Below are 24,715 nucleotides of genomic sequence, written 5' to 3'. Positions count from 1 at the left end.
TCCCGCAGGCGAGCCGGGCCCGAGCCGGTATCATGTCGCTCTTTGCCGCCCCGCCCCTGCCATGACCCCACCGCCGACCGCCCCGCACCACCCCTACGAAGACGTCCTCGCGGTGCTCATCGGCAGCACCCTGGTGGCGGTCGGCGTGCTCTTGTTCCGCACCGCCGACATCCCCATGGGCGGCACCGTCGGCGTCGCCTACCTGGCCCACTACGCCTCGGGGCTGAACTTCGGCACCCTGTTCTTCGCCTTCAACCTGCCCTTCTATGTGCTGGCCTGGCGCGGCATGGGGCGGGCCTTCACGCTCAAGACCTTCGCCTCGGTGGCCACCTTGTCGGTGCTCAGCGAATGGCTGCCGCAGCTGATCCACATCGACCGCATGAACGGCATCTTCGCCGCCGTGGTCGGTGGGCTGCTGGTGGGCAACGGCTTGCTGGTGCTGATCCGCCACCGCGCCAGCCTGGGCGGGCTCGGCGTGCTGGCGGTGTATCTGCAGGAGACCCGCGGCTGGCGCGCCGGCACGGTGCAGATGCTGATGGATCTGGTGATTCTCGGCGCCGCGACGGTGATCATCGGCCTGCAGGCGGCGGCGCTGTCGGTGCTCGCCTCGGCGGCGCTGAACATGGTGATCGGCGTCAACCACCGCCGCGGACGCTACCTGGGCTGTTGAGCCGGCACGGCCGGCCGTGCTAGTCTGCGCCCGGGTTGCGCTGGCGGAGCGCCCCGTCTCGCGAAAGCTCACGCATCCGCCGTCGTCACCACCGATCCCTGATACCGTCCCCGCGCCCGCCTTGCGAGAAGCTGCGCTCATGGAGACCGGTATGCCCGCATCCCCCACTCACGACCTGCCCCTGGCCCACCGCGCCCGCCGCGAGGCCAAACGCCTGTGCAAGGCCGCCCGCTCGGACACCCTGACCGACGCCTTGCCCGCCCTGCGCCGCCTGCATGCGGCAAAACTGTTCGGCGATTTGAGCCTGAGCACGCTCCATCGGCAGCGCGCACAGGTCCGACTCAAGCACTGCCTGACCACGGTCGCCCGTGAAAGCGGCTTCGACGACTGGCCGGCCGTGCTCACCAGCCGCAACACGGCGCTGCCCGAGGCGGCAGTGCATTGGGGGCTGCGCGCCGCCGATCTGCCCTACCCGAACCGCTGGTTTTCAAGCCATGCCGAGGCCCGTGCCTGGCAGGCGGCCAACGGCGGGCAACTGGTCCCGTATGGGACACAGGCGGTGGTCCTGGTCGATGGCCCGGACGAGCCGGCCGGCGTCCAGGCCGGGCGCCGCCCGGAGCATGGCCTCAGCCGCCGAAAATGACCCACGCGCCACCGGCGACCAGCACCGCCAGCAGCAGCAACCACACCAGCGCCGATTGCCGCTCGCCCGGCGCGGCATGGCCGATCGGCGTGCCGCTGCGGGCGACATGACGATCCACCAGTTCCTTGGCCGCTTTCAGGCCGAGGCCGCGCTCGGTGCGCACGATCTTGATGGCGTCGATGACCCGCCCGCCGGCCAACGCCGCGCGGGCGGCCGCGGGTAGTTCGTCGTCGGAGCGGCCCGCGGCGGGCGCCGCGGTGCCCGGCGCCTCGCGCTCGGCCTCGACCCAGGCCTTGGCCTCGGCCAACCCGAGGCCGTGCGTCTCGCGCACGATCTTGATCGCTTCGATCAGGCGCCCGGCGTCGAGGGCCGCGCGCGCCTCGGGCGGAAAGTCGCGGCCGGCCGCGCTCACCGGCGCACCGTCCGACGACGTACGATGGCGCCGAGCGTGAGCAGCCCGGCCAGCAGCATGCCGGCCGCCTGCGGCTCGGGCACGGCGGTGACGACGATCTGATTGACCAAGGAGTCACCCACCACCGTCACACCTTGCGGCACATACAGCGCGAGCCGCGCGGTGTGAGAGAAATCGAGCACCCCGGCCGAGGACAGCAGGTCGCCATGGGTGCTCGTCTGCTGGCTGCCCGGTTCGGCGGTGACGAGGCCGTTGACGAAGCTGTTGATGTTGTAGGCCAGGCCGGGCATGACGTCGAAGCTGAGCCGAACGATGGCGTCGAGCGCGGCGGCGCTGCTGCTGACGGCCACCTGGGTGGCGCCGGCATAGAACGGCGTGTCGGTGGTCACCCCGCCGGCGGTCTGGCTTTCGTGGCCGAGCATGAGTACCTCCGGCGCGTAGTTCGGCGTCACGGCACTCATCAGGAAGCTCAGTTGGGATTGATACAGCGATTGGGTGAAGGGTGCCGTGGTGAAGCTGGTGGCGGTGATGTTGCCGGTCAGGCTGAAGGTGGGCAGCCCGCGCAGTGCCGCGAAACTGCCATCGAAGCGCAGTTCGGCAGTGACCGTCTGCGGACCGGTGCCGCCGATGAAGGTGAGCGGCGAGTGCAGCGAGCCTTGCACGGCCGAGCCGATCGTCGCGGACAAGGGCAGGGAACTGTCACTGGGCAGATCGAACTCGGCATAGCCCTTGATGATGCCGTTATCGGCATCGACGCTGATGCTGGTGATCGAGTCGTAGCCATGGACGGTGCTGACCGGCGTGCGCGACGGGTTGAGATCGATGAGGCCGGTGGCGAGCGTCTGGATCTCGGAGGCATCGGCCGCCGCCGTGGACGGCCCCCGCACCCCCGTGCCGGCCGCCTGGGCGGTGGAGGTCAGGCACAGCGCGACGAGCGCCAGCGGCAAGGTGGCGCGGCAAGCAAAAGACATGGGATGGACCTCGATCAGTGACGAAAATGCGGACGCCATACACCGGCGTCGTACGCCGTTCAGTATGGCCGCCTGATCGTCGAGGTCAAGACCTGGCTCGCCTCAACCCGCATCGCGCAGCCAGCGCATCACGCCCGAGGGCGGTCAAGGCGCCGGGGGCATGCGTGGCAGCACGCCTCCGGCAGGCATCCTCACAGCAGCGGTGCGAGCCAGCGGCGGGCGGCGTCCACGCTGAGACCGGTGCGGCGCGCCCAGTCGGCCAGCTGGTCGTCGCCGATCTTGGTGACGGCGAAGTAGTGGCTCTCGGGGTGCGAGAAGTAGAAGCCGCTGACCGAGGCGGCCGGCGTCATGGCCATCGATTCGGTGATGCCCATGCCGGCATTGACCGGCGCGTCGAGCAGCTCGAACAGCGCGGCCTTGACGGTGTGGTCCGGGCAGGCGGGGTAGCCGGGCGCCGGGCGGATGCCGCGATACTGTTCGCGAATCAGCGCCTCGTTGTCCAGCGTCTCGTCGGCGGCGTAGCCCCAGAACTCCTTGCGCACCCGTGCATGCAGCCACTCGGCGGTGGCCTCGGCGAGGCGGTCGGCCAGGGACTTGAGCATGATCGCGTGGTAGTCGTCATGCGCCGCTTCGTACTCGGCCAGCTTGAGTTCGATGCCCAACCCGGCAGTGACGGCGAAGGCGCCGCACCAGTCCTTGACGCCCGAATCCTTGGCCGCGATGAAGTCGGCCAAACACCAGTGCGGCTTGCCGCTGGGGCGCTCGTGCTGTTGGCGCAGGCCGTACCAAGTCATCAGCGGCGTGGCGCGCGTCTCATCGGTGTAGAGCTCGATGTCGTCACCCACCCGGTTGGCGGGGAAGATCCCGAACACCGCCTTGGCCTGCAGCCACTCCTGGGCAATGATCAGCTCGAGCATTTCCTTGGCATCGGCGAACACGTTGCGCGCGGTTTCGCCGACCACCTCGTCGTCGAGGATCTGCGGGAATTTGCCGGCCAGGTCCCAGGTCTGGAAGAAGGGGCCCCAGTCGATGTAGTCGCGCAGATCGTCCAGATCGACATCCATGGCCATCACGCCGGTGGTGTTGGGCTCGAAGGGCGTATAGCCGGGCAGGCTGAGCGGGTCGTAGGCGTTGGCACGCGCCGCCTCCAGGCTGACCAGCGTGGCGCCTTTCTTGTTGGCATGCTGGGCGCGGATCTTCTCGTAGTCGACAGCCAGCTGGGTCTTGAAGTCCTCGGCGCCGCCTTCGGAGAGCAGCGCAGTCACCACGCCGACCGCGCGCGAGGCGTCGGGCACATACACCACGGGTTGCTGGTAATGCGGGGCGATCTTGATCGCGGTGTGGGCGCGGCTGGTGGTGGCGCCGCCGATCAGGAGCGGCACATCGAAGCCCTGGCGCTGCATCTCGCCGGCCACATGGCTCATCTCCTCCAGCGAGGGGGTGATCAGGCCGGACAGACCGATGGCCTGCGCGCCATGCTCGCGCGCCGCATGCAGGATCTTCTCGGCCGGCACCATCACGCCGAGGTCGACCACCTCGTAGCCGTTGCAGCCGAGCACCACACCGACGATGTTCTTGCCGATGTCGTGCACATCGCCTTTCACCGTGGCCATGATGATCTTGCCCTTGCTGGCCGCGCCGGTGCGCAGCTTCTCGGCCTCGATGAAGGGCAGCAGATGGGCCACCGCCTGCTTCATCACGCGCGCCGACTTGACCACCTGCGGCAGGAACATCTTGCCCGCGCCGAAGAGGTCGCCGACCACGTCCATGCCAGCCATCAGCGGCCCTTCGATGACGGCCAGCGGCGGCTTGCCGGCGGCCGCCATGGTGGCGCGCACCTCTTCGGTGTCCTCGACCACGAAGTCGGTGATGCCCTTGACCAGCGCATGCTTGAGCCGCTCTTCGACCGAACCCTGGCGCCAGGACAGATCCGGCCCGGCGTTCTTGGCCTTGCCTTCCTTGACCGTCAGCGCGAAGTCGACCAGCGCCTCGCCGGCGCCCGGATGACGGTTGAGCACCACGTCCTCGACCTTGTCGCGCAGCACCGGGTCGAGGTCGTCATACACCCCGAGCATGCCGGCGTTGACGATGCCCATGCTCATGCCCGCCTTGATGGCGTGGAACAGGAACACGGTGTGGATCGCCTCGCGCACCGCGTCGTTGCCGCGGAAGCTGAAGCTCACGTTGGACACGCCGCCCGAGGTTTTCGCATGCGGCAGGTTGGCATGGATCCAGTGCACCGCCTCGATGAAGTCGACCGCGTAGTTGTCATGCTCGGCAATGCCGGTGGCGATGGCGAAGATGTTGGGGTCGAAGATGATGTCTTCGGGCGGAAAGCCCATGCCGACCAGCAAGTCATAGGCGCGCTTGCAGATCTCGGTCTTGCGCGCATAGGTGTCGGCCTGGCCGGTCTCGTCGAAGGCCATGACGATCACCGCCGCGCCGTACTGCCGGCACAGCCGCGCCTGGCGCAGGAACTCGGCCTCGCCCTCCTTCATCGAGATCGAGTTGACCACCCCCTTGCCCTGGATGCACTTGAGGCCGGCCTCGATCACGCTCCACTTGGAGGAATCGAGCATGATCGGCACGCGCGAGATGTCCGGCTCGGAGGCGATCAGCTTGAGGAATTTCTCCATCGCGGCGAGTGAATCGAGCATCGCCTCGTCCATGTTGATGTCGATCACCTGGGCGCCGTTCTCCACCTGCTGGCGCGCCACCGCCAGCGCATCATCGAAGCGGCCTTCGAGGATCATGCGGGCGAAGGCTTTCGAGCCGGTCACGTTGGTGCGCTCGCCGACGTTCACGAACAGCGAGTCCTTGCCCACGTTGAAGGGCTCCAGGCCCGACAGGCGCAGTTTCTTCTCCAGCGTGGGCGCTACGCGCGGCGCGGTGGCCGCGACGGCCTGGGCGATCGCCGCGATATGCGCCGGCGTGGTGCCGCAGCAACCGCCGATGATGTTCACCAGGCCGGAGCGCGCCCATTCGGCCACCGCGCCGGCCAGCGCCTCGGGGGTTTCGTCATAGCCGGTGGGCGAGAGCGGATTGGGCAGGCCGGCGTTCGGGTGGGCCGAGACGAAGCAGTCGCACACGCCGGACAGCTCGTCCACATACTGGCGCAGCTCGGCCGCGCCGAGCGCACAGTTGAGGCCGAAGCTGAGCGGCCGGGCATGCGACAGCGAGTTCCAGAAGGCCTCGGCGGTCTGGCCCGAGAGCGTGCGGCCCGAGGCGTCGGTGATGGTGCCGGAGATCATGATCGGCAGACGCTGGCCGAGCTCGGCAAACACCTGCTCGATGGCGAAGACGGCCGCCTTGGCGTTGAGCGTGTCGAAGATGGTCTCGATCAGCAGCAGGTCGGCGCCGCCCTCGATCAGGCCGCGCGCGGCCTTGCTGTAGTCGGCCACCAGCGCGTCGAAGCTGATGTTGCGAAAGCCCGGATCGTTCACATCCGGCGAGATCGACAGGGTGCGCGAGGTCGGGCCCAGCACGCCAGCGCAGAAGCGCGGCTTGGCCGGGTTCTTGGCGGTGTATTCGTCGCACAGTTCGCGCACCAGGCGCGCGCCGGCCACGTTGATCTCGTAGGCCAGCTCGGCCAGCCCGTATTCGGCCTGCGACACCTCGGTGGCGTTGAAGGTGCAGGTCTCGATGATGTCGGCGCCGGCGTCGAGATACTCGCGGTGGATGCCGGCGATGACCGCCGGCCGGGTCAGCACCAGCAGATCGTTGTTGCCCTTGAGGTCGCGCGGGTGCTCGCCAAAGCGCTCGCCGCGGTAATCCCCCTCGACCAGCTTGTGCTGCTGGATCATGGTGCCCATCGCCCCATCCAGAATCAGGATGCGCTGGGCCAGCAGGGTTTGGAGTTCGGCGGTGCGATCGGCTTGCATGGGTCGGTCCTCGGGGATGCTGTCTCAATCATAGCCGGGGCCACCCAAATGAAAACGGCGCGGCAAACCGGCTGAAGGTTTGCGAGCGCCGTTGTTCGTTGCTGAGCCTGGCCCCGGAAACTCTACCCACGGGTCGCAGCGCTCCTCAGCAAGAGGCGGATTTTACGTCCTTTGGCCGAGTGTGTCGAGGCACGACGCGCACCGTGGTAGCCTGAACGCACACGCCGACAGGCGGCGCTCGTCGATCCGGAGGACAGCATGGCCACTCTCACCTTCCACGGCGCGGCGCAGGAAGTCACCGGCTCCTGCCACCTGCTCGAATCCCCGGCGCTGGGCCGGGTGCTGCTCGACTGCGGGCTGCACCAGGGCGGCGATGCCGTCGACCGCCAGCACCAGGACAGCCTGCCCTTCGACCCACGCACCATCGACGCTGTGGTGCTGTCACATGCCCATCTGGATCACTCCGGCCGACTGCCGCTGCTGGTCAATCACGGTTTCGACGGGCCCATCCACTGCACCGAGGCCACCGTCGACCTGCTCGAACTGATGCTGGAGGACGCCGCCGGCCTCTACCTGCGCGACCTGGAGCGCGACAACCTGCGCAACCGCCGCCGCGGCAAACCGCTGCGCAAGGCCGACTACAGCCGCGCCGATGTGCACAAGGCGCTCGCGCTGTGCCAGCCGCATGCCTACGGCGAGACCTGGTCGCTGGGCCCGGCGGCCACGGTGTGCTTTCATGACGCCGGCCACATCCTCGGTTCGGCCATCGTCGAACTGAGGCTGACCGAAAAGGACCGGCGCAAGACGCTGGTGTTCTCGGGCGATCTGGGCAAGAGCGACGCGGTGCTGATGAACGACCCGGCCACGCTCACGCAGGCCGACCTGGTGATGATGGAAGGCACCTACGGCGACCGCAACCATCGCTCGATGGACAACACGCTGGTCGAGCTGCGCGACATCCTGGCCGACACCTGGGAACGCGGCGGCAATGTGATGATCCCGTCCTTTGCCGTCGGGCGCACGCAGGAGATCCTGTTCCACCTGGGCCGGCTGCACCAGCGCGGCGAGCTGGCGCGCTGGCAGATCGTTCTCGACAGCCCGATGGCGATCAAGGCCACGCGGCTGTACGACCGGTGGTTCTCGCTGCTCGACCGTGACGACGTGAAGCACATCCACCGCAGTCATCACGGCTCGCTCGAAGACTACCTGCCGAATCTCACCTGCGCGGTCAGCACCGACGAGTCGATGGCCGTCAACCGCATCAAGGCCGGCGCCATCATCATCGCCGGCAGCGGCATGTGCACCGGGGGGCGCATCCGCCACCACTTCAAGCACCGCATCTGGAACGCCCGCAACGCGCTGATCTTCATCGGCTTCCAGGCGCACAACACGCTCGGCCGCCAGTTGGTCGATGGCGCCCGGCACATTTCGATGTTCGGCGAGGACTACGTGGTCAAGGCGCGCATCGAGACGCTCGGCGGCTTCTCGGCGCATGCCGACCAGTCGCAACTGGTCGACTGGCTGGGGCATTTCGAGGGCACGCCGCGTGTCGCGCTGGTGCACGGCGAACCTCGGGCGCTGGACGCGCTGTCGCACCGGCTTTGGAAGGAAAAGAAGATCGCCTGCGAGATCCCGGCGCTCGGCCAGAGCCTGGTGTTTTAGGGCGTGTCGGCGGCAGGCGCCGCTTCGGGCGTCTTGCTGACGATCAACAGGCGGTCGATCGCGTCCTGGATGCGTCCGTTGGGCTGGCGCTGCATCCAGTCGTTGGTGAACACCACCAGCGGCTTGATGGCCGTGCCGTCGAGCGGCTCCTTGCCGAGCAGGTCGAAGAGTTCGAGCGCCGCGACATGCTCGTCGCTGCCCGGCTCGGCCGCCACCTGGCAGACCATCGACAAGGCCATCAAGTCGGTCAGGTGGGCTTCGCAAAACCACGGCTGACCGATGGCCTCGAGCGCGATCAGCGCTGGCAGTTCGGTCGTGGTGCGCTTCTTGATGCCCAGCGGCAGGAGTTTGCGTCGCTTCTTCTTCATGGAGCGGACAACGGCACGGCGAAGCAAAGCTTTAGCGACTGCGCACCGCGCGTGCGCCATTCACGCCGACGCGGCATCGTCAGCGGGCAAGGCGCCGCTGCGCGAGAGCAGATCGTCGGTGACGGTCATGGTGAACACCGGCTTGTTGTCGGGTGGCGTTTCGGCGATGGCGTCGACGAACATCGCCCGTGCCTCCTTGTCGTCGTACACCATGCGGGCGTCGAAAGCGCGCTGCCAGGTGGCCTCGTCCGGCCACTCGGCGATGGCGACGAAGCGCCCGTCCCGTTCCTGGTGCAGGCGCGAGCCGAGTCCGCCGTAGATACGGGCGATCTGGCGCGTGCCGCGCCGCCAGGCCTCGCGGAACTGCGCCTCCTTGCCCGGTTTGACCCGCCACCAATAGACCACCACGTACATTGCCGCCCCTCGCCCAGTGTCGACACCCCCACCATAGCCGACAATGCCGCGGCCCGCTGTCGTGCCCGGCGACGCTCGACTACTCGAGGCGAGCCAGGGCGCCTTCGGTCTTGAGCGTCTGGTAGGCGCGTCTGAGCCGCTCGACAATCGGCTCGTCGGTGGCTTGGCTGAAGGCCATGTACAGGCCGACGGTCAGCTCGTCGAGGGTCAGCACGCGGGTCAGGGTGTTGCAGTCGATACGGTATTTGGCGCACAACAGCTGTGCGTCCGAGTGCGCCAGGGGGACCAGATCGACACGCCCGGCGAGCAGCTGGCGGAAACTCTCATCGTTGCCCGGCGATAGCACCAGGTGCTCGAAGCCCTTGCGCTTGAGGTACTGCTGGCGGACATCATCGCGGATGACGGCAATGCTGTGGGGGCGCGCCGCGTCGAGGCTGTCGACCTGGATGTCGGTGCGCGAGGCCAGTTTGTACAGGTGGTACTCCATCCTCATCAGTTCGCTGACCCACTTGAAGCGCTGCTCGCGCTCGGGCGTGCGGGCGATCAGGAAGATCAGCACGTTCGGCTGGCTCAAGGCCTTTTCGTAGGCGCGCGCCCAGGGATAGAGGTCGATGCGCGCGTCGTCGAAGCCGCCCCTGTCCAGCGCGGCACGCACGACCTCGGTGGCCGGGCCGGCCACCCGGCCCTGCTCGAGGTAGGAGTAGGCAGAGTCCTCGGTGACCACCTGCACCGTCTGGGCATGGGCCACCGGGGCCACCAGCAGCATCACGAGGGCAAGCCAGCGTCGCATCGATCTTCTCCTTTCCAGCATTCGACCCGATTGCGCCCGGCGCGCTTGGCGCCATAGAGCGCCACATCCGCACAGTGGTAGAGCGCATCGAAATCCCGCATCTGCGCCGGCACCAGCGCCGCAACGCCGACGCTGACGGTCACGCGGTCGGCCGCTGACGAGGCCTCGTGCGCGATGCCGAGTGCGAACACCTGGGCCCGCAGGTGCTCGGCATGCGCACGCGCCTCGGCGGCGTTCAGCCCCGGCAGCAGCACGGCGAATTCCTCGCCGCCGACCCGGGCGGCCACATCGCCGGCGCGCATGAAGCAGCTGGCGAGGACCTCGCCGACCTGGCGCAGGCAGTCGTCGCCGGCGCCATGGCCATAGGTGTCGTTGAAACGCTTGAAGTCGTCGATGTCGCACAGCAGCAGCGAGAGCGGTTGCCCGGTGCGCAGGGCGCGGCGGAATTCGATGTCCTTGCATTCGTCGAAATGGCGCCGGTTGGGCAGGGCGGTCAGCGCGTCGCGGCGCGACAGCTCGTCGAGCTTCCGGTTGGCCGCCTCCAGCGCCCGTGTCCGCTCGCCCACCAGTTCGGCCAGATGGTCGCGGTGGCGGGAGATTTCGCCCTCGTACTGGGCCAGTTGGCCGAGGTGGGCGGCCAGGCGGTCCTGCAGTTCGTTGACGCCGCCGGCCAGCTGATCGAGTTCGTCGTTGTGGTACAGCTTGTCGCGCAGGGCCAGCTTGCGCGACAGCGTCTTGGCGGACAGCGCGTCGAGGTGGGCAGCGACATCGCGCACATGCCGGGTCACGGTGCGGTTGAACATCCACATCACGAAGCCGGCCAGCAGCAGCGACTGGACCAGCTGCGTGATGAAGATGACGATGATTTCCCGATACAGGCGGGCCTGCAGCTCGCGGCCGTCGGCAAAGATCTCGAGTTCGCCGACGATTTCCGAGGCGCCGGCATAGGGCGAGTACGTCAGCGGCCTGCGCAATACGGGCAGCGTCTCGTCGCGCGTCCATCCCGTCCGGTCGCGGACGTGGACTTCGGGAGCGGTGTCGGCCATGCGCAGGGTGACCGCGATCCGCCCCAGTGCCGGCAGTCGCGCGGCGCTGTCGAGATGGACCGCGACGCTGGCCCGATCCATCTCCCAGATGGCCTTGGTCAGTGCCGGCTGGACGATGTCCCGCAGCTGGAGCAGCTCGGCCTGGATCGCATCGCGCTCCTCGACATAGGCGAAACCGCCGCGCACCAGGGTGCTCAGGATGGAAAACACCAGCCCGGCCGCCAGCGTCACCAGCAGCAGGCGCACGACGATGCGGCTACGTCCCGACTGCGCCTTGGCCGCGCGTGCGATGACCTCGGTGTTCACGAGCCCCCCATGCCGAGACGGGCCAGCCGCCCGTCGCGCCGCAGCGCCTCGAAGGCCCGGCGAAAGCGCTCGACCACGGCATCCGACGTGTTATGGCTGAAGGCCATGTACAGCCCGTCGCCGCCCAGTTCGTGCAGCCGCAACGCGGCCTTGAGCTGTTGCGCCGGGTCGTCGCCGGCTTCGCGCACCAGGTAGGCCGCCACCACACTGTTGGCGATCCACAGATCGACCCGGCCGAGCTTGAGCTTTTCGTAGTTGTGCGCGTAACGGTTGCTCGACTGCAGGTTGCGCTTCAGATCGAAACCGCGCTCGAGCAGGAACTGTTCGCCCACGTCCTGATTCACCGTGGCAATACGGTAGGCCTTGGCGTCCTCCAGCGTCTTCAGCGGGATCTCGCGCCCGCGCAGGGCGTAGAGAAACCATTCCGACGGCGCCACCTGGCCGACCCACTTGAACAGCGCCTCGCGCGCCGGAGTGCGGGTGATGGAGTAGATCAGCACGTTTTCCGAATGCAGCGCCAGATCGTAGGCGCGCGCCCAGGGCATCAGCTGGATCGGCGCTTCGATCCCGGCCTCGGCCATTACCGCACGCACCACGGCGGTGCTCACACCCTGCACATCGCCGTTCTTGGCATAGTTGTAGGGCGGATATTCCTCGGTCACCACTCGGATCGGCGGTGCGGCGGCAACGGCGGACATCATCAACATCGCCAGGCAGGCGACGAGCAGGCGCCAGCCGGCGGCCATGCCGGGCCGGTCGAGTGTTCGCATCCTGCTTTCACCGTATCGCATCTGCGCCATCCCTTTGCGCTGGTGTCCTGGCGGCGGGGCCCTGCCGAAGTCGGCCGGACGCCGTGTCGTCGACTGTCTTTCGGCACACATCACCGGATCTTGAGCCGCGAACGGACCGACGGCACATCTGGCCGGCCGGCGTCATCGGCGCAGGATCAAACCATGCGAGGATAGCGCCTTGACCTTCGCCGCCCCGGAGCCTGTGCGTGCTGTCCGTCCTCGCCGTCACCTTTCCGTTCTTCGCCCTCGTGCTGTGCGGCTACCTGGCCGTACAGCGCGGCGCCCTGCCGCTGTCGGCGATTCCCGGCATGAACGGCTTCGTGCTGTTCTTCGCCCTACCCTGCCTACTCTACCGCTTCGGCGCCAGCACGCCGATCGCCGAGTTGCTCGACCCGAGCGTGATCGCGGTCTACCTGCTGTGCGCGCTGATCATGGTCGGCACCACCGTGGCGCTGACGCTGGGCGGGCGCATCGATTGGAACAACGCCGCCTTCGGCGCGCTCACCGCGGCCTTTCCCAACACCGGTTTCATGGGCGTACCGCTGCTGGTGGCCCTGCTCGGCGCGCGCGCGGCCGGGCCGGTGATCGTCACCATCCTGGTCGACCTGCTGGTCACCTCCTCGCTGTGCATCGCCCTGTCGCGGCTCGACGGCCATAGCGCCGGCAACGCCCGGGCGGCGGCGGGCAAGGCGCTGCGCGGCGTGGCCGGCAACCCGATGCCCTGGGCGATCGTGCTCGGCGGCATCAGTTCGGCGGCCGGGCTGACGCTCTACGGGCCGGTGGACAAGACCATCGGCCTGCTCGCCGACTCGGCCTCGCCAGTGGCGCTGTTCACCATCGGTGCGGTGCTGGCGCGCTCGCAGATGACCACCGCCGACAAGACGCCGCTGATCGACTATGTGCCGGTGGCGCTCAAGAAGCTGCTGCTACACCCGCTGCTGGTGCTGATCGTCGGCGGCATCGGCATCCATCTGGGCCTGCCGCTGGACAGCTTCGCGCTGTCCGTCCTCGTGCTCGCTGCCGCGCTACCCAGCGCCAGCAACGTGTCGCTGCTGGCCGAGCGCTTCGGCGCCAACAACGGGCGCATCGCGCGGGTGATCCTGGTATCGACCGCGCTATCCTTCTTCACCTTCTCGGCCGCCGTCACCTTGCTGAGCTGAAGCACCGCCCACGAAGGCCAGCACGTCGCCCACGAAGCGCTCGCGCTGCCACAGGTGCGGCGCATGGTCGACCGCCTCGTAGATGTGCAGCAAGGCGTTGGGGATACTGTCGCGCACATAGTGGGCCACCTCGCAGCCATAGAAATTGCTGGCCCCGCCATACACCAGCAGCGTCGGCAGCGTGATGCTGCGCAGCACGTCGCGGTAGTCGGCGGCGGTGAGGCTGGCCCAGCAGTCGATCAGCGGGCCGGCGGCCAAGCTGGCCAGACGCCGGCGGGCCGACTGGATCGCCTCGCCGTCTTCCGCGTAGCGCAGTCGCGCCGCGGCATTGTGCCCGTGCGCCACCAGGCGCAGCACGGCCTCGGCGAAGTCCTGCCGCAGATCGTGGATGAAGGCGAGGTTGCGCGCCGCGTCGAAATCGCCGTAGATGCCGCAGCGCCAGCCCGGCCCGGTGAGCAGGCGCGGCGACTGGTCGATGAACACCAGCCGCGACAGGCGCGCCAGGCCGAAGTCACGCAGGTATTGCCACAGCGTGAGCGCCCCCATCGAATGGCCGACCACCACCGCGCCGTCGAGCGCGTAGTGGTCGATGAGTTGCGCCAGATCCTGCGCCATGCGCTCGACCGTCACCGGCGTCTCGGTGCGCAGCGCATGGCCGCCATGGCCGCGCGCGTCCCAGCGGACCACCCGATGATGCGCCTCGAAGGCCTCCATGAACGGCTGCCAGTCGCGATGCGAGGCGGTCCAGCCGTGCAGCAGGATCAGCGGCGCCCCTTCGCCCGAGATTCTGAGGTGGATGCGTTCGCCGTCGTCGGCGGTGAAATGGTCCATGAGCGGGCGGCGTAGCGGAAACGGCCAAGTATAAATCCCGCCCCATCGCGCGACGACAGCCTTTTTGGCATTTGGCCCCACCGAAGCTAGACTGATATGACGTCGTGTTGACGCCAACCCTTGGAGAAACGCCATGAAAAAAATCCGTACCCTGATCGCCGGCCTGTGTGCCGCCGGCCTGTCCTCACTGGCGCTGGCCGCCGGCAGCGTGCATTTCGCCGAACCGGCGGACGGCGCCACCGTGCCGCAGGAATTCACCGTCAAAATGGGCGTCGAAGGCATGAAAGTGCAGCCGTCCGGCGAGCTGATGGAAGGCACCGGCCACCATCACCTGATCATCGACGGCAAGCCGATCCCCGCCGGCACCGCGGTGCCGGCCGACGACACCCATTTGCACTTCGGCAAGGGCCAGACCGAGACCAAGGTCAAGCTGGCACCGGGCAAGCACACCCTGACGCTGCAGTTCGCCGACGGCCTGCATCAGTCCTACGGTCCCGACCTGAGCAAGACCATCACCGTCACCGTCAAATAAGCGGCCGCTTGGCGCACGCGGGCAGTCATCATGGGCAATCTCGACGGCCAACTGCTGTCCGGCCTGTTGCTGTCGCTGCTCATCGCGGCCGCGACCGCCTGGTGGCTGGCCGGGCGCTATCGCCGGGCCATGCTGCGGCTGATGACGGCGCCGCCCCCACAGCGCGACGCCGCGCCGGCGCCCCGGCCGGCCCCGCCCTCCGCGGCGACAGGGCCGGCCCATTTCGACCTCGGCCTCAACCGCCGCCAGAATCGTCGCCTGGCACTGCTGCTGGTGGTCATCTCCACCCTGATCGGCCTGTCCACCGGCGCCTTCGAGCTGCTGGTGGTGCATACCGATCCGGGCTTCGGACTGCAACGCTGCTTGATACTGGGTGCGGTCTACAGCTGGCCGGTGATACCGACCCTCGGCTTGCTGTGGCGCTGGTCACTGTGGCGCACCATGGCCGCGGTGCTCGCCTACCTGCTGTGCCTGCTGCCGATCATCCTGCTCGGCTCGAATGCCGAACAGACCATGGCCATGGTCAGCGGCTGGCTGGCCTCGACCACCGTGCTGCCGCTCCTCAGCCTGCTCGGCCTGACCGCCTCCGGGCGTATCCGAGCCATCGCGCCGCTGCTCTTCCCAGCCGCGATGGTGCTGGTGGGCGCCTCGCTGCTCGGCCTGGGCTGGGCGGCCACCCTGGTGGATGCGCCGCCGCCGGCCCTGCTGGCGCTGCTCGACGCCATCGGCGCCATCCCCACGCTGCTGCTGTTCATCGTCGCGCCCTGGGCCATCGGCATCTGGCCGGTGATCGGCATATTGCGGCTGATCGCCGGCGCCTACCGCCGCAAACGGTTTTCCGAGCTGGCCTACCTGGTCGGCCTGTTCTGGGCCGTGGTGCTGATCGCCATGGCCCTGCCGGGCACTCACTCGGCCGGTCTGGCGGCCTTCGGCATCCTCGCGGTGTGGCTGTGGGTGCCGCTTGGCTTCGCCCTCGCGCGGCCGTGGCTGGCGCCGTCGGCCCCGCCGCCGACCCTGCTGGTGTTGCGCGTGTTCCAACGCGACGCGGCGGTCGAGGCGCTGTTCGACGCGGTCACCGAGCGCTGGCGCGCCACCGGCAACACGGTATTGATCGCCGGCACCGACCTGCTCGGCCACACGCTCGACGCCGACGATCTGTTCGTCTTCCTCAGCCGGCGCCTGGGCGAGCGCTTCATCCAGCGCCCCGAGGACATCCCGCGCCGGCTGGCCGACTTCGACCTGGGCGCCGATCATGACGGGCGCTACCGCATCAACGAATGCTATTGCGGCGACGCCACTTGGCAGGGGGCGCTGCAGGCGCTGGTGGCTCGCAGCCACGCGGTATTGATGGACTTGCGCGACTTTCGCGCCGAGAACGGCGGCTGCCGCTTCGAGCTGGGCGAACTGGCGCGCGCGCACCATCTGCAGCAGGTGGTGATCCTGTTCAATGCACACACCGACCGCGCCACCGCCGAGGCCGACCTGGGCGAAGCCGCCGGCCGGGTGCACTGGGTGGACATGTCGCGCCCGCGGCGGCGCACCGGCCGCGCCGTGCTGGCGGCCTTGCTGTCGCCGACGTCCGAGGCCGCCGGGGCCCCCGGCTAACCCAGCCGCAGCGTCGGCGTCAGCACCGCCGGATCGAGGACCAGTTCGATCAGTGCCGGCGTGCCGGCAGCACGCGCGCGTTCGAAGGCCGGCGCGAACTGGGCGGTTTCGGTGACGCGCTCGCCATGCGCCCCGTAGGCCTGGGCCAGCGCGACGAAATCCGGGTTACGCAAGTTGGTGCCGGCGACCCGGCCGGGGTAGTGCTTTTCCTGGTGCATGCGGATGGTGCCGTACATGCCGTTGTTCACCACCAGGAAGATGATCGGCAATTCGTACTGCACCGCAGTGGCCAGCTCCTGGCCGGTCATCATGAAGCAGCCGTCGCCCGCCCAGGCCAGCACCAGCCGGTCCGGATGCGCCAGCTGGGCCGCCACCGCCGCCGGCACGCCGTAGCCCATGCTGCCGCTGGTCGGCGCCAGCTGGGTGTGAAAGCGCCGGTAGCGGTAGTAGCGATGCAGCCAGATGGTGTAGTTGCCGGCGCCGTTGGTGAGGATGGCGTCGTCCGGCAGGGTGTCGTTGAGCCAGGTCATGATCTCGCCCATCTGCAGCGGGCCGGGCACGCTGGGCGGCGTGCTGTGGGCCAGGTACTCGGCCCGGTCGACCGCCACGCTGTCGGCCCAGGCCAGCGCATCGACACGGATGTCGGCCGCGGCCGCGGCGAACTCGGCCATGCCCGCGTTGATCGGCAGGTCGGCACGATAGACCTTGCCCAGCTCGTCGTTGCCGGCGTGCACATGCACCAGCTTCTGCCGCGGCTGCGGCACGTCGATCAGGGTGTAGCCGCTGCTGGTCGCCTCGCCCAGGCGCGCGCCGACCACGATCAACAGGTCGGCCTGATCGATGCGCTCGGCCAGCGAGGGGCGGATGCCCAGGCCGGCATCGCCGATGTAGTTCGGATGGCGATGGTCGAACAGATCCTGCCAGCGGAAGGCGCAGGCCACCGGCAGGCGGTTGGCCTCGATGAAGCCGAGCATGTCGGCGCAGGCGGTGTCGGTCCAGCCCGCGCCGCCGAGGATCACCAGCGGCCGGTCGGCGGCGGCGAGCATGGCCTTGAGCTCGGCCATGTCGTCGGCCGAGGGGCTGGCCTGCACGCGGCGGGCCGGCCCCACGTCGCGCGCCACGCCGCGGCCGAACAACAGATTCTCGGGCAAGGCCAGCACCACCGGGCCGGGGCGGCCCGACACCGCCGTCTGGAAGGCGCGATGCAGGTATTCAGGGATCCGGTCGATGCGGTCGATCTGCGTGACCCACTTGGCCATGCTGCCGAACATGCGCCGGTAGTCGACCTCCTGGAAGGCCTCGCGGTCCACGCAGTCGTCGCCGATCTGGCCGACCAGCAGGATCATCGGCGAGGAATCCTGCGCCGCGTTGTGCACGGCGATGCTGGCGTTGCACGCGCCCGGCCCGCGCGTCACCAGGCACACCCCCGGCCGCCCGGTGAGCTTGCCCCAGGCATCGGCCATGAACCCGGCCCCGCTCTCGTGGCGGCAGGTGATCAGGCGGATCTGCTCACCGCGCTCGTAGAGGCCGTCGAGCAGCGGCAGGTAACTCTCGCCGGGCACGCAGAACACCGTATCCACGCCATTGATGCGCAGCGCTTCGGCCACGATGTGGCCGCCCAGGCGCGCCTCGGATTGTTGCTCCGTCATGCCGCTCTCCTCCGTGTCGGGACTGTGCGCCCCATTGTGGAGTGGGGGCACCGCCGGGGCAATGCCCATGGCAAGGGGCTACAATCGACCCAACCCCCTGCACAGGAGCACGCCATGCTGACCACCTTCAAATCCGCTGCCGGCGCCGACGTGATCATGCTCGGCAAGACCGCCCGGACCATGTTCGAGGTCCTGGGCAAAGACCCTGACAGCGCCACCGGCATCATCACCGTCGAGCAACTGCCCGCCGCCATCGACCGACTCAAGCAAGCCATCGCCGCCGACAAAGCGGCCCGCAACGACGACACCGACGGGAACGGGGACGAGACCGAGGAAGACAAGCCGCGCGGCATGGCCGCCCCGGTGAGCTTCTACCAACGCGCCTGGCCCTTGCTGGAGTTGCTCGAACTGTCGCAAAAGGAAGGCAAACCGGTCACCTGGGGCGTGTGACACGCCCGGCACGCAAACGCATCCGCGCCGCCGGCCGGGGCTGCGCCCGGTCTAGTTCGATGGAACTATGGCGGGCAAAGCCACACGCCGCACCTACCGCCGCGCTGTCATATTTGTTACGAGATTTTTCAAGGGCATGCTGCCAAGAAATTGGGAATTGATCCCTGCAACCTAAAAGGTTAAAGTGCCGCTACGCCTCAAAAACTAATACTTTTGGATTAGCCATGCCACAGCGACATAAAGCCCAATCCCCGAGCGCCGAGCAACTGCTGGATTGGCGCAAGAAACGCAAGCTGAGTCAGTCCGAGTTCTGGGCGCCGATCGGCGTTACCCAGTCGGCCGGCAGTCGCTACGAAAGTGGCCGGCCGCTGCCGATCCCCATCGCTCTGCTGCTCGACCTGGTTTACGGCCCACCCAAGCGGTCCGAAAAACTGCTCGCCAAACTGCGCGCCACCGGCCTGTAAGCGACAACAACCGCCCGGAAGACCCGCCTCGAGCGGGTTTTCTTTTTGAGTGCCGGCGCCGGAGGCGACTGGGCCGCCCGGCGTCGAGGCGCAAAAAAGCCGCATCGCGTGCGGCTTTTTCGGTCTCGCCCGACAGGCGGAATCATTCGATGTTTTGCACCTGCTCGCGCATCTGCTCGATCAGTACCTTCATTTCCATGGCCACCGCGGTCACGTCGGTGGCGGCGCTCTTGGAGGCGAGGGTGTTGGCTTCGCGGTTGAGTTCCTGCATCAAGAAGTCGAGCCGCTTGCCCGAGATGCCGCCTTTCTTGAGGATGCGCGCGACCTCGTCCAGGTGGGTGCGCAGGCGGTCGAGCTCTTCGTCTACATCGATGCGCTGGGCGAACAACGCCACTTCCTGGCGGATGCGATCCTCGTCCAGCGTGGCGACGGCTTCGCGCAGGCGTTCGGTGAGTTTGGCCTGGTAGGCCTCGACCAGCATCGGCATCTGCGGCGCGGCGCGCTGCACCAGCTCGCGCATGCCCTCGACCCGCTCGCGGATGATCGCCGCCAGCTTGTCGCCTTCGCGCTGCCGGCTGGCGATGAACTCGTCGATGCCGGCCTCGGCCATCTCGCGGATCACCGGCATCAGTTCGTCGAAGGCGAGGCTGTCGTCGGCCAGCATGCCGGGCCAGCGCAGCAGCTCGCCCACCGACATCGCCTTGGCCTGCGGGAAGGTCACCTGCACCTGGGTCTGGGCGGCCTTCAGTTGTTGCAGCAGCGCGCCGTTGAGCGACAGATCGGCCGTGCCGGCGGCATCGTTTTTTTGCAGATACAGGCGACATTCGACCTTGCCACGGCTCAGGCGTGCGGTAAGCATTTCACGCAGGGCGGGCTCGGCCAGCCGCACGTCGTCGCCCAGGCGGAAGGACAGATCGAGGAAGCGGGAATTGACGCTGCGCAGTTCGAGGTGAAGGCTGACGCCGCCCAGTTCGCGGTGTTGCACCGCAAAGCCGGTCATACTGAGTATCATCTGGAGCTCCGGTGCCCGGTGTCGATGCGCTTTACACCACCCGTGGCACGCAAGAAAATGCGGTGAAAACGGAATCTTAGCCCCCCCTTCATGGCCTCTCAAGTCAATCAGGCACTGCCTTCCGGTTTCCAGCTGGACCAGTACCGCATCGAGCGGCAGTTGTCGTTGGGGGGCTTTTCCATCGTCTACCTGGCCTATGACGCCGAGGGCATGCCGGTGGCGATCAAGGAATACTTGCCCAATTCGCTGGCCTTGCGCGGCGAGGGGGAAATCGAGCCGAAGATCTCGACCGCCAACGAGCCGGCCTTCCGTTACGGCATGAAGTGCTTTTTCGAGGAAGGCCGGGCGCTGGCCAAGCTGATGCATCCCAACGTGGTGCGGGTGCTCAACTTCTTCCGCGCCAACGGCACCGTCTACATGGTGATGCAGTTCGAGCGCGGCCGCACACTGCACGAGTATGTCAGCAAGCACCGCGAGGTGCTGCGCGAGCGCTTTCTGCGCGGGGTGTTCACCCGCATGCTCAACGGCCTGCGCGAGGTGCATGCGCACAAGCTGCTGCATCTGGACATCAAGCCGTCGAATATCTATCTGCGCCTGGACGGCACCCCGGTGCTGCTCGATTTCGGTGCCGCGCGCCAGACGCTGATGACCGGCCAGCCCATGCTCAAGCCGATGTACACGCCCGGTTTTGCCTCGCCCGAGCAGTTCGCCGGGCGCGAGGCGCTGGGGCCGTGGAGCGACATCTACAGCGTCGGCGCCAGCCTCTATGCCTGCCTGGCCGGCAGCGCACCGCCGCGTTCGGACGAACGCGCCACCAAGGACACCTACACCCCGGCGGCCAAGGCCTTTGCCGGACGTCATAGTGCGCAGTTGCTCGAGACCATCGACTGGTGTCTCGATCTTGATCCCCTTGCCCGCCCGCAGAGCGTCTACGCTTTACAGAAAGCGCTGGTGCAGCGCGGGCCCGACGAGGCCATGCCGGCCTCGTGGTTCGCCGATGTCGGCAGTCGGCTCAAAACCTTTATTGGTCGCTCATGAAATTCACCATCTACCAAGAAAGCCGGCCCGGCAAGCGCCCCTCCAACCAGGACCGCATTGCCTATTGCTACTCGCGTGACGCCCTGCTGATGGTCATCGCCGACGGCATGGGCGGCCACCTGCATGGCGAGGTGGCCGCGCAGATCGCCGTGCAGTACATCACCCAGGCCTTCCAGCGCGACGCCCAGCCGCTGGTCGGCGACCCGGTGCTGTTCCTGTCGCAGGTGATGACCAACGCGCATCACGCCATTCTCGATTACGCCTTCGACAAGTACCTGCCCGAGGCGCCGCGCACTACCGTGGTGGCCTGTCTGATCCAGAACGGGCTGGCCCACTGGGCCCACGCCGGCGATTCGCGCCTCTACCTGCTGCGCAAGGGCGAGATCGAACTGCAGACGCGCGACCACTCGCGCGTGCAGCTGATGCTCGACCAGGGCCTGATCGACGCCGACGGCGCCGCCGTGCACCCCGGCCGCAACCGCATCTACAGCTGCCTGGGCGGCAACCATGCGCCGCAGGTGGAGTTTTCGCGGCCGACCCCGCTCTACGCCGGCGATATCATCGCCCTGTGCACCGACGGGGTCTGGGGCCCGCTCGGCAACGACGAGCTGAAGGGCCGACTGGTCGAGGCCAAGAACCTCATGAAGGCCATCCCCAAGCTGATGGACGAGGCCGAGGCCCGCGCCGGCGCCCATGCCGACAACCTGTCGATGATCGGCCTGCTGTGGCTGGAAGACTTCGCCGACACCCTGCCCGACACGGTATCGACCCAGACCATGGCGATCAGCAGTTTCACCACGCAGATGGAAAGCTTCGAGCGCACCGCCGGCAGCGGCGCACAGGATCTGACCGACGACGAAATCGAACAGGCCATCTCCGAAATCAACGTCGCCATCAAGAAATTCTCCCAGGACTGAGCGGCTCGCCGCTCGCCCCCAACACAGGATTCAACACCGCATGCGCCCCAGCCAACGCCAAGCCCATCAACTCCGCCCCATCCACATCACCCGCGGTTTCACCAAACATGCCGAAGGCTCGGTGCTGATCGAATTCGGCGACACGCGGGTGCTGTGCACCGCCAGCGTCGAGGACACCGTGCCCGGTTTCCTGCGCGGCAAGGGGACCGGCTGGCTGACCGCCGAATACGGCATGCTGCCGCGCGCCACCCACACCCGCGGCGCGCGCGAAGCGGCCAAGGGCAAGCAGAGCGGTCGCACCCAGGAGATCCAGCGCCTGATCGGCCGCAGCCTGCGCGCCGTGGTCGACCTCGAAGCGCTGGGCGAGCGCCAGGTGATCATCGACTGCGACGTGCTGCAGGCCGACGGCGGCACCCGCACCGCCTCCATCACCGGCGCCTGCGTGGCCGTTCACGAAGCCCTCGACGGCCTGGTGCGCCGGGGCGTGCTGGCCGCCAACCCGATGCGCGAGCTGGTCGCGGCGGTGTCGGTCGGCATCTACGACGGCATCCCCGTGCTCGACCTCGACTATCCCGAAGACTCGGCCTGCGACACCGACATGAACGTGGTGATGACCGCCAGCGGCCATTTCGTCGAGGTGCAGGGCACGGCCGAAGGCCATGCCTTCACCCGCGCCGAACTCGACGCCCTGCTCGACCTGGCCACCAGCGGCATCGCCGAGCTCAACGCGATCCAGCGCGACGCACTGGGCCTGGGCTGAGGCCATGTTCGACACCATCGTCCTGGCCAGCGGCAATGCCGGCAAGCTGCGCGAGTTCGCCGCGCTGCTCGCCCCGCTGGGCATCACCGTGCGCCCGCAGTCCGATTTCGACGTCCCCGAAGCCGACGAGCCCTACGCCACCTTCGTCGAAAACGCGCTGGCCAAGGCCCGCCATGCCGCCCGCCACACCGGCCTGCCGGCCCTGGCCGACGACTCCGGCCTGTGCGTGGACGCCCTCGGCGGCGCCCCCGGCATCCACTCCGCGCGCTACGCCGGCGAGCCCAAGTCCGACGCGCGCAACATCGACCGCCTGATCGCCGACCTAGCCGGGCACAACAACCGCCGTGGCCGCTTCGTCTGCGTGCTGGCCCTGGTGCGCAGCGCCGACGACCCGCAGCCGATCATCGCCGAAGGCGAATGGCATGGCCGCATCCTCGACGCCCCGCGCGGCAGTCAGGGTTTCGGCTACGACCCACTGTTCTGGCTCGACGACCTGCAACAGACCGCCGCCGAACTCGACCCGGCGCTCAAGAACATGCTCAGCCACCGCGGCAACGCCTGCCGGCATCTGCTCGAACGCATTGAAACGCTCCAGGCCCAGCCGTGAGCGAGCGCCGCATCATCCCGCTGCGCCCGCAACGCGCGGCGCCGCCCAGCAGCCCACAACTGAGCGCCCCGCCGCCGCTGTCGCTCTACATCCACTACCCGTGGTGCGTAAAGAAGTGCCCCTACTGCGACTTCAATTCGCATGCGGTGCAGCAGGGCGGCATCCCCGAGGCGGCCTACATCGACGCGCTCATTGCCGACCTCGAAGCCGCACTGCCCGACGTCTGGGGCCGCCGCGTGCTGAGCATCTTCATCGGCGGCGGCACCCCCAGCCTGATCAGCGCCGAAGGGCTCGACCGCCTGCTCACCGCCGTGCGCATGCTGCTGCCGCTCGACCCGCTGGCCGAGATCACGCTCGAAGCCAACCCCGGCACCGTCGAGGCCACACGCTTCGCCGGCTATCGCGCCGCCGGCGTCAACCGGCTCTCGCTCGGCATCCAGAGCTTCGAAGACCGCTACCTGCGCGCCCTCGGCCGCATCCATGCTGGCGCCGAAGCGCACAAGGCCGCCGAACTGGCGCTGACCCACTTCGAGTCGGTCAACTTCGACCTCATGTACGCCCTGCCCGGCCAGAGCATGGACCACCTCGCCGCCGACCTGCGCACCGCCGTCGCCCTCGGCCCGCAGCACCTGTCCTGCTACCACCTCACGCTCGAACCCAATACCCCCTTCCACCACAACCCACCGTCCAAACTGCCCGACGGTGACCTCGCCGCCGACATGCAGCAACTGGTGGAGACCACGCTCGCCGAGGCCGGCTACCAGCACTATGAAACCTCGGCGTTTGCCCAGCCGGGCAAGCGCTGCCGCCACAACCTCAACTACTGGACCTTCGGCGACTACCTCGGCATCGGCGCCGGCGCCCACAGCAAGCTCTCCAGCCACACCGGCATCGTGCGCCAGATGCGCCACAAACACCCCGGCGCCTACCTCGCCGCACACGGCAAGGGCGACTTCGTGCAGACCGAACAAGGCATCGGCGTCGCCGACCTGCCCTTCGAATTCATGATGAACGGCCTGCGCCTGATCGACGGCATCCCCACCGACCTGATGGAATCGCGCACCGGCATCGCACTCGACGTGATCGAAGCCAAACTCATCGCCGCCCGCGACCGCGGCCTGCTCGAAACAAGCGACAACACCCTCCGCCCGACGCTCAAGGGACAGCGCTTTCTCAACGATTTGCTTGAGATGTTTCTCGACTGAGGATCTATAGAGGGGAACCGTCTGGATCTCTCCTAGCCGGTGTTCGATCGCCACCCTCAGGTCTTGAGGCAGGCTGCTTGGTTGCACAGACACGGCAGTCGCCTGAGGTGCAAATCCTGCGCTTTGCGCATCCGACGCATCAGCGCATCCCGCCAGACCCCGGGGTCGGGTTCTATCGAGGCGACAACTATTCTGACCGAGGGGGGTGCTGCGCGCCCACGGGCAAACCCGCCATCGCGGTCGCACCCGTGCGCCGCAGCCCTCGAGAGCACCGACCACCCACGTGGCCACCGCGCCTTGCCAGGTGTGGTGTTGGGACATGACCTACCTGCCCACGCAGGTGCAGGGGCAGTAGTTCTACCTCTACCTGATCATGGATTTGTACAGCCGCAAGATCGTCGGCGGGGAGATCCATGAGCGCGATGACGCCGACCACGCGGTGAGCCTGCTCAAGCGCACCGCGCTGGCCGAAGGCATCCACGCGATGACTGACAAGCCCGTGCTGCACGGCGACAACGGCAGCACGCTCAA

Annotated in this window: 24 protein-coding genes, 1 pseudogene and 1 riboswitch; of the genes and pseudogenes, 14 read left to right on the top strand and 11 right to left on the bottom strand. The window is 67.9% G+C overall.

The genetic code is table 11. The annotated features are described in order from the left end of the window. The first annotated feature begins 61 nt into the window (after window positions 1–61). Window positions 62–670: a YitT family protein gene (locus I8J34_RS21095; protein WP_214363614.1), complete on the top strand. Its 609-nt coding sequence runs from the start codon at window positions 62–64 to the stop codon at window positions 668–670. A gap of 151 nt (window positions 671–821) precedes the next feature. Then, the gene (locus I8J34_RS21090) at window positions 822–1,313 is read left to right on the top strand and encodes a hypothetical protein (RefSeq protein WP_214363613.1); all 492 of its coding nucleotides are present in this window, start codon (window positions 822–824) and stop codon (window positions 1,311–1,313) included. On the opposite strand, the gene I8J34_RS21085 is transcribed toward I8J34_RS21090, so the two are convergent. The 3 genes from I8J34_RS21085 to metH all read right to left on the bottom strand — a co-directional run bounded on the left by I8J34_RS21085 (window position 1,297) and on the right by metH (window position 6,577). After that, window positions 1,297–1,725 (bottom strand): hypothetical protein, encoded by a 429-nt coding sequence (locus tag I8J34_RS21085; RefSeq protein ID WP_214363612.1) that lies wholly within the window; start codon window positions 1,723–1,725, stop codon window positions 1,297–1,299. The genes I8J34_RS21090 and I8J34_RS21085 overlap by 17 nt on opposite strands. Further along, window positions 1,722–2,696, bottom strand: coding sequence for a hypothetical protein (locus I8J34_RS21080; RefSeq protein ID WP_214363611.1), 975 nt, complete (start codon window positions 2,694–2,696; stop codon window positions 1,722–1,724). The genes I8J34_RS21085 and I8J34_RS21080 overlap by 4 nt, the downstream gene beginning before the upstream one ends. A gap of 191 nt (window positions 2,697–2,887) precedes the next feature. After that, entirely contained in the window at window positions 2,888–6,577 is a 3,690-nt protein-coding gene (metH, locus tag I8J34_RS21075; RefSeq protein ID WP_214363610.1) for a methionine synthase, read from the bottom strand. Window positions 6,578–6,653: 76 nt separating this feature from the next. After that, window positions 6,654–6,730, bottom strand: a riboswitch (S-adenosyl-L-homocysteine riboswitch). A gap of 105 nt (window positions 6,731–6,835) precedes the next feature. Here metH and I8J34_RS21070 point away from each other — a divergent pair. Beyond that, entirely contained in the window at window positions 6,836–8,239 is a 1,404-nt protein-coding gene (locus I8J34_RS21070; protein ID WP_214363609.1) for an MBL fold metallo-hydrolase RNA specificity domain-containing protein, read from the top strand. Here the strand turns inward: I8J34_RS21070 and I8J34_RS21065 are convergent. From I8J34_RS21065 to I8J34_RS21045, 5 genes are all read right to left on the bottom strand, one after another. Continuing rightward, window positions 8,236–8,607 carry a hypothetical protein gene (locus I8J34_RS21065; protein WP_214363608.1) on the bottom strand — a complete coding sequence of 124 codons (372 nt, stop codon included), beginning with the start codon at window positions 8,605–8,607 and terminating at the stop codon, window positions 8,236–8,238. The two genes, I8J34_RS21070 and I8J34_RS21065, sit on opposite strands and share 4 nt — an antisense overlap. A gap of 60 nt (window positions 8,608–8,667) precedes the next feature. Continuing rightward, entirely contained in the window at window positions 8,668–9,021 is a 354-nt protein-coding gene (locus I8J34_RS21060) for an antibiotic biosynthesis monooxygenase family protein (RefSeq protein ID WP_214363607.1), read from the bottom strand. Between the two features lie 79 nt (window positions 9,022–9,100). Further along, window positions 9,101–9,811 carry a substrate-binding periplasmic protein gene (locus I8J34_RS21055; RefSeq protein WP_214363606.1) on the bottom strand — a complete coding sequence of 237 codons (711 nt, stop codon included), beginning with the start codon at window positions 9,809–9,811 and terminating at the stop codon, window positions 9,101–9,103. After that, the gene (locus I8J34_RS21050; protein WP_214363605.1) at window positions 9,787–11,163 is read right to left on the bottom strand and encodes a GGDEF domain-containing protein; all 1,377 of its coding nucleotides are present in this window, start codon (window positions 11,161–11,163) and stop codon (window positions 9,787–9,789) included. Before I8J34_RS21050 ends, I8J34_RS21055 begins: the two co-directional genes overlap by 25 nt. Further along, window positions 11,160–11,933 (bottom strand): substrate-binding periplasmic protein, encoded by a 774-nt coding sequence (locus tag I8J34_RS21045; protein WP_214363604.1) that lies wholly within the window; start codon window positions 11,931–11,933, stop codon window positions 11,160–11,162. The genes I8J34_RS21050 and I8J34_RS21045 overlap by 4 nt, the downstream gene beginning before the upstream one ends. 227 nt (window positions 11,934–12,160) lie before the next feature. On the opposite strand from I8J34_RS21045, the gene I8J34_RS21040 reads away from it, so the two are divergent. Beyond that, entirely contained in the window at window positions 12,161–13,114 is a 954-nt protein-coding gene (locus I8J34_RS21040) for an AEC family transporter (protein WP_214363603.1), read from the top strand. Here the strand turns inward: I8J34_RS21040 and I8J34_RS21035 are convergent. After that, window positions 13,070–13,945 (bottom strand): alpha/beta fold hydrolase, encoded by an 876-nt coding sequence (locus tag I8J34_RS21035; RefSeq protein WP_214363602.1) that lies wholly within the window; start codon window positions 13,943–13,945, stop codon window positions 13,070–13,072. The genes I8J34_RS21040 and I8J34_RS21035 overlap by 45 nt on opposite strands. A 133-nt stretch (window positions 13,946–14,078) precedes the next feature. On the opposite strand from I8J34_RS21035, the gene I8J34_RS21030 reads away from it, so the two are divergent. Continuing rightward, window positions 14,079–14,477: a DUF4399 domain-containing protein gene (locus I8J34_RS21030; protein WP_214363601.1), complete on the top strand. Its 399-nt coding sequence runs from the start codon at window positions 14,079–14,081 to the stop codon at window positions 14,475–14,477. A gap of 30 nt (window positions 14,478–14,507) precedes the next feature. Beyond that, the gene (locus tag I8J34_RS21025; RefSeq protein ID WP_214363600.1) at window positions 14,508–16,082 is read left to right on the top strand and encodes a hypothetical protein; all 1,575 of its coding nucleotides are present in this window, start codon (window positions 14,508–14,510) and stop codon (window positions 16,080–16,082) included. Here I8J34_RS21025 and I8J34_RS21020 read toward each other — a convergent pair. Beyond that, window positions 16,079–17,731: a thiamine pyrophosphate-binding protein gene (locus tag I8J34_RS21020; RefSeq protein ID WP_214363599.1), complete on the bottom strand. Its 1,653-nt coding sequence runs from the start codon at window positions 17,729–17,731 to the stop codon at window positions 16,079–16,081. The genes I8J34_RS21025 and I8J34_RS21020 overlap by 4 nt on opposite strands. 114 nt (window positions 17,732–17,845) lie before the next feature. Here I8J34_RS21020 and I8J34_RS21015 point away from each other — a divergent pair, with 114 nt between their 5' ends. After that, window positions 17,846–18,181, top strand: a complete 336-nt coding sequence (locus I8J34_RS21015; RefSeq protein ID WP_214363598.1) for a DUF1840 domain-containing protein — start codon at window positions 17,846–17,848, stop codon at window positions 18,179–18,181. Window positions 18,182–18,405: 224 nt separating this feature from the next. Then, on the top strand, window positions 18,406–18,645 hold the full coding sequence (locus I8J34_RS21010; protein WP_214363597.1) for a helix-turn-helix domain-containing protein: 240 nt from the start codon (window positions 18,406–18,408) through the stop codon (window positions 18,643–18,645). 142 nt (window positions 18,646–18,787) lie between these two features. Here the strand turns inward: I8J34_RS21010 and I8J34_RS21005 are convergent, their stop codons facing one another. Further along, a complete protein-coding gene (locus tag I8J34_RS21005; protein ID WP_214363596.1) occupies window positions 18,788–19,657 on the bottom strand; it encodes a YicC/YloC family endoribonuclease in 870 nt (289 codons plus the stop codon). Window positions 19,658–19,747: 90 nt separating this feature from the next. Here I8J34_RS21005 and I8J34_RS21000 point away from each other — a divergent pair, with 90 nt between their 5' ends. The 6 genes and pseudogenes from I8J34_RS21000 to I8J34_RS20975 all read left to right on the top strand — a co-directional run. Beyond that, on the top strand, window positions 19,748–20,695 hold the full coding sequence (locus tag I8J34_RS21000) for a serine/threonine protein kinase (RefSeq protein ID WP_214363595.1): 948 nt from the start codon (window positions 19,748–19,750) through the stop codon (window positions 20,693–20,695). Continuing rightward, window positions 20,692–21,612, top strand: a complete 921-nt coding sequence (locus tag I8J34_RS20995) for a PP2C family protein-serine/threonine phosphatase (protein WP_214363594.1) — start codon at window positions 20,692–20,694, stop codon at window positions 21,610–21,612. Before I8J34_RS21000 ends, I8J34_RS20995 begins: the two co-directional genes overlap by 4 nt. A gap of 40 nt (window positions 21,613–21,652) precedes the next feature. Continuing rightward, entirely contained in the window at window positions 21,653–22,372 is a 720-nt protein-coding gene (gene rph / locus I8J34_RS20990; RefSeq protein WP_214363593.1) for a ribonuclease PH, read from the top strand. Window positions 22,373–22,376: 4 nt separating this feature from the next. Then, a complete protein-coding gene (rdgB, locus tag I8J34_RS20985) occupies window positions 22,377–22,979 on the top strand; it encodes an RdgB/HAM1 family non-canonical purine NTP pyrophosphatase (protein ID WP_214363592.1) in 603 nt (200 codons plus the stop codon). After that, the gene (hemW, locus tag I8J34_RS20980; protein WP_214363591.1) at window positions 22,976–24,184 is read left to right on the top strand and encodes a radical SAM family heme chaperone HemW; all 1,209 of its coding nucleotides are present in this window, start codon (window positions 22,976–22,978) and stop codon (window positions 24,182–24,184) included. The genes rdgB and hemW overlap by 4 nt, the downstream gene beginning before the upstream one ends. A gap of 205 nt (window positions 24,185–24,389) precedes the next feature. Continuing rightward, window positions 24,390–24,715, top strand: a pseudogene (locus I8J34_RS20975) (DDE-type integrase/transposase/recombinase); the annotation flags it as partial.

The sequence above is a fragment of the Denitromonas iodatirespirans genome (assembly GCF_018524365.1).
Taxonomy (GTDB): Bacteria; Pseudomonadota; Gammaproteobacteria; order Burkholderiales; family Rhodocyclaceae; genus Nitrogeniibacter; species Nitrogeniibacter iodatirespirans.
This window is presented reverse-complemented; position numbering and strand designations above follow the sequence as displayed.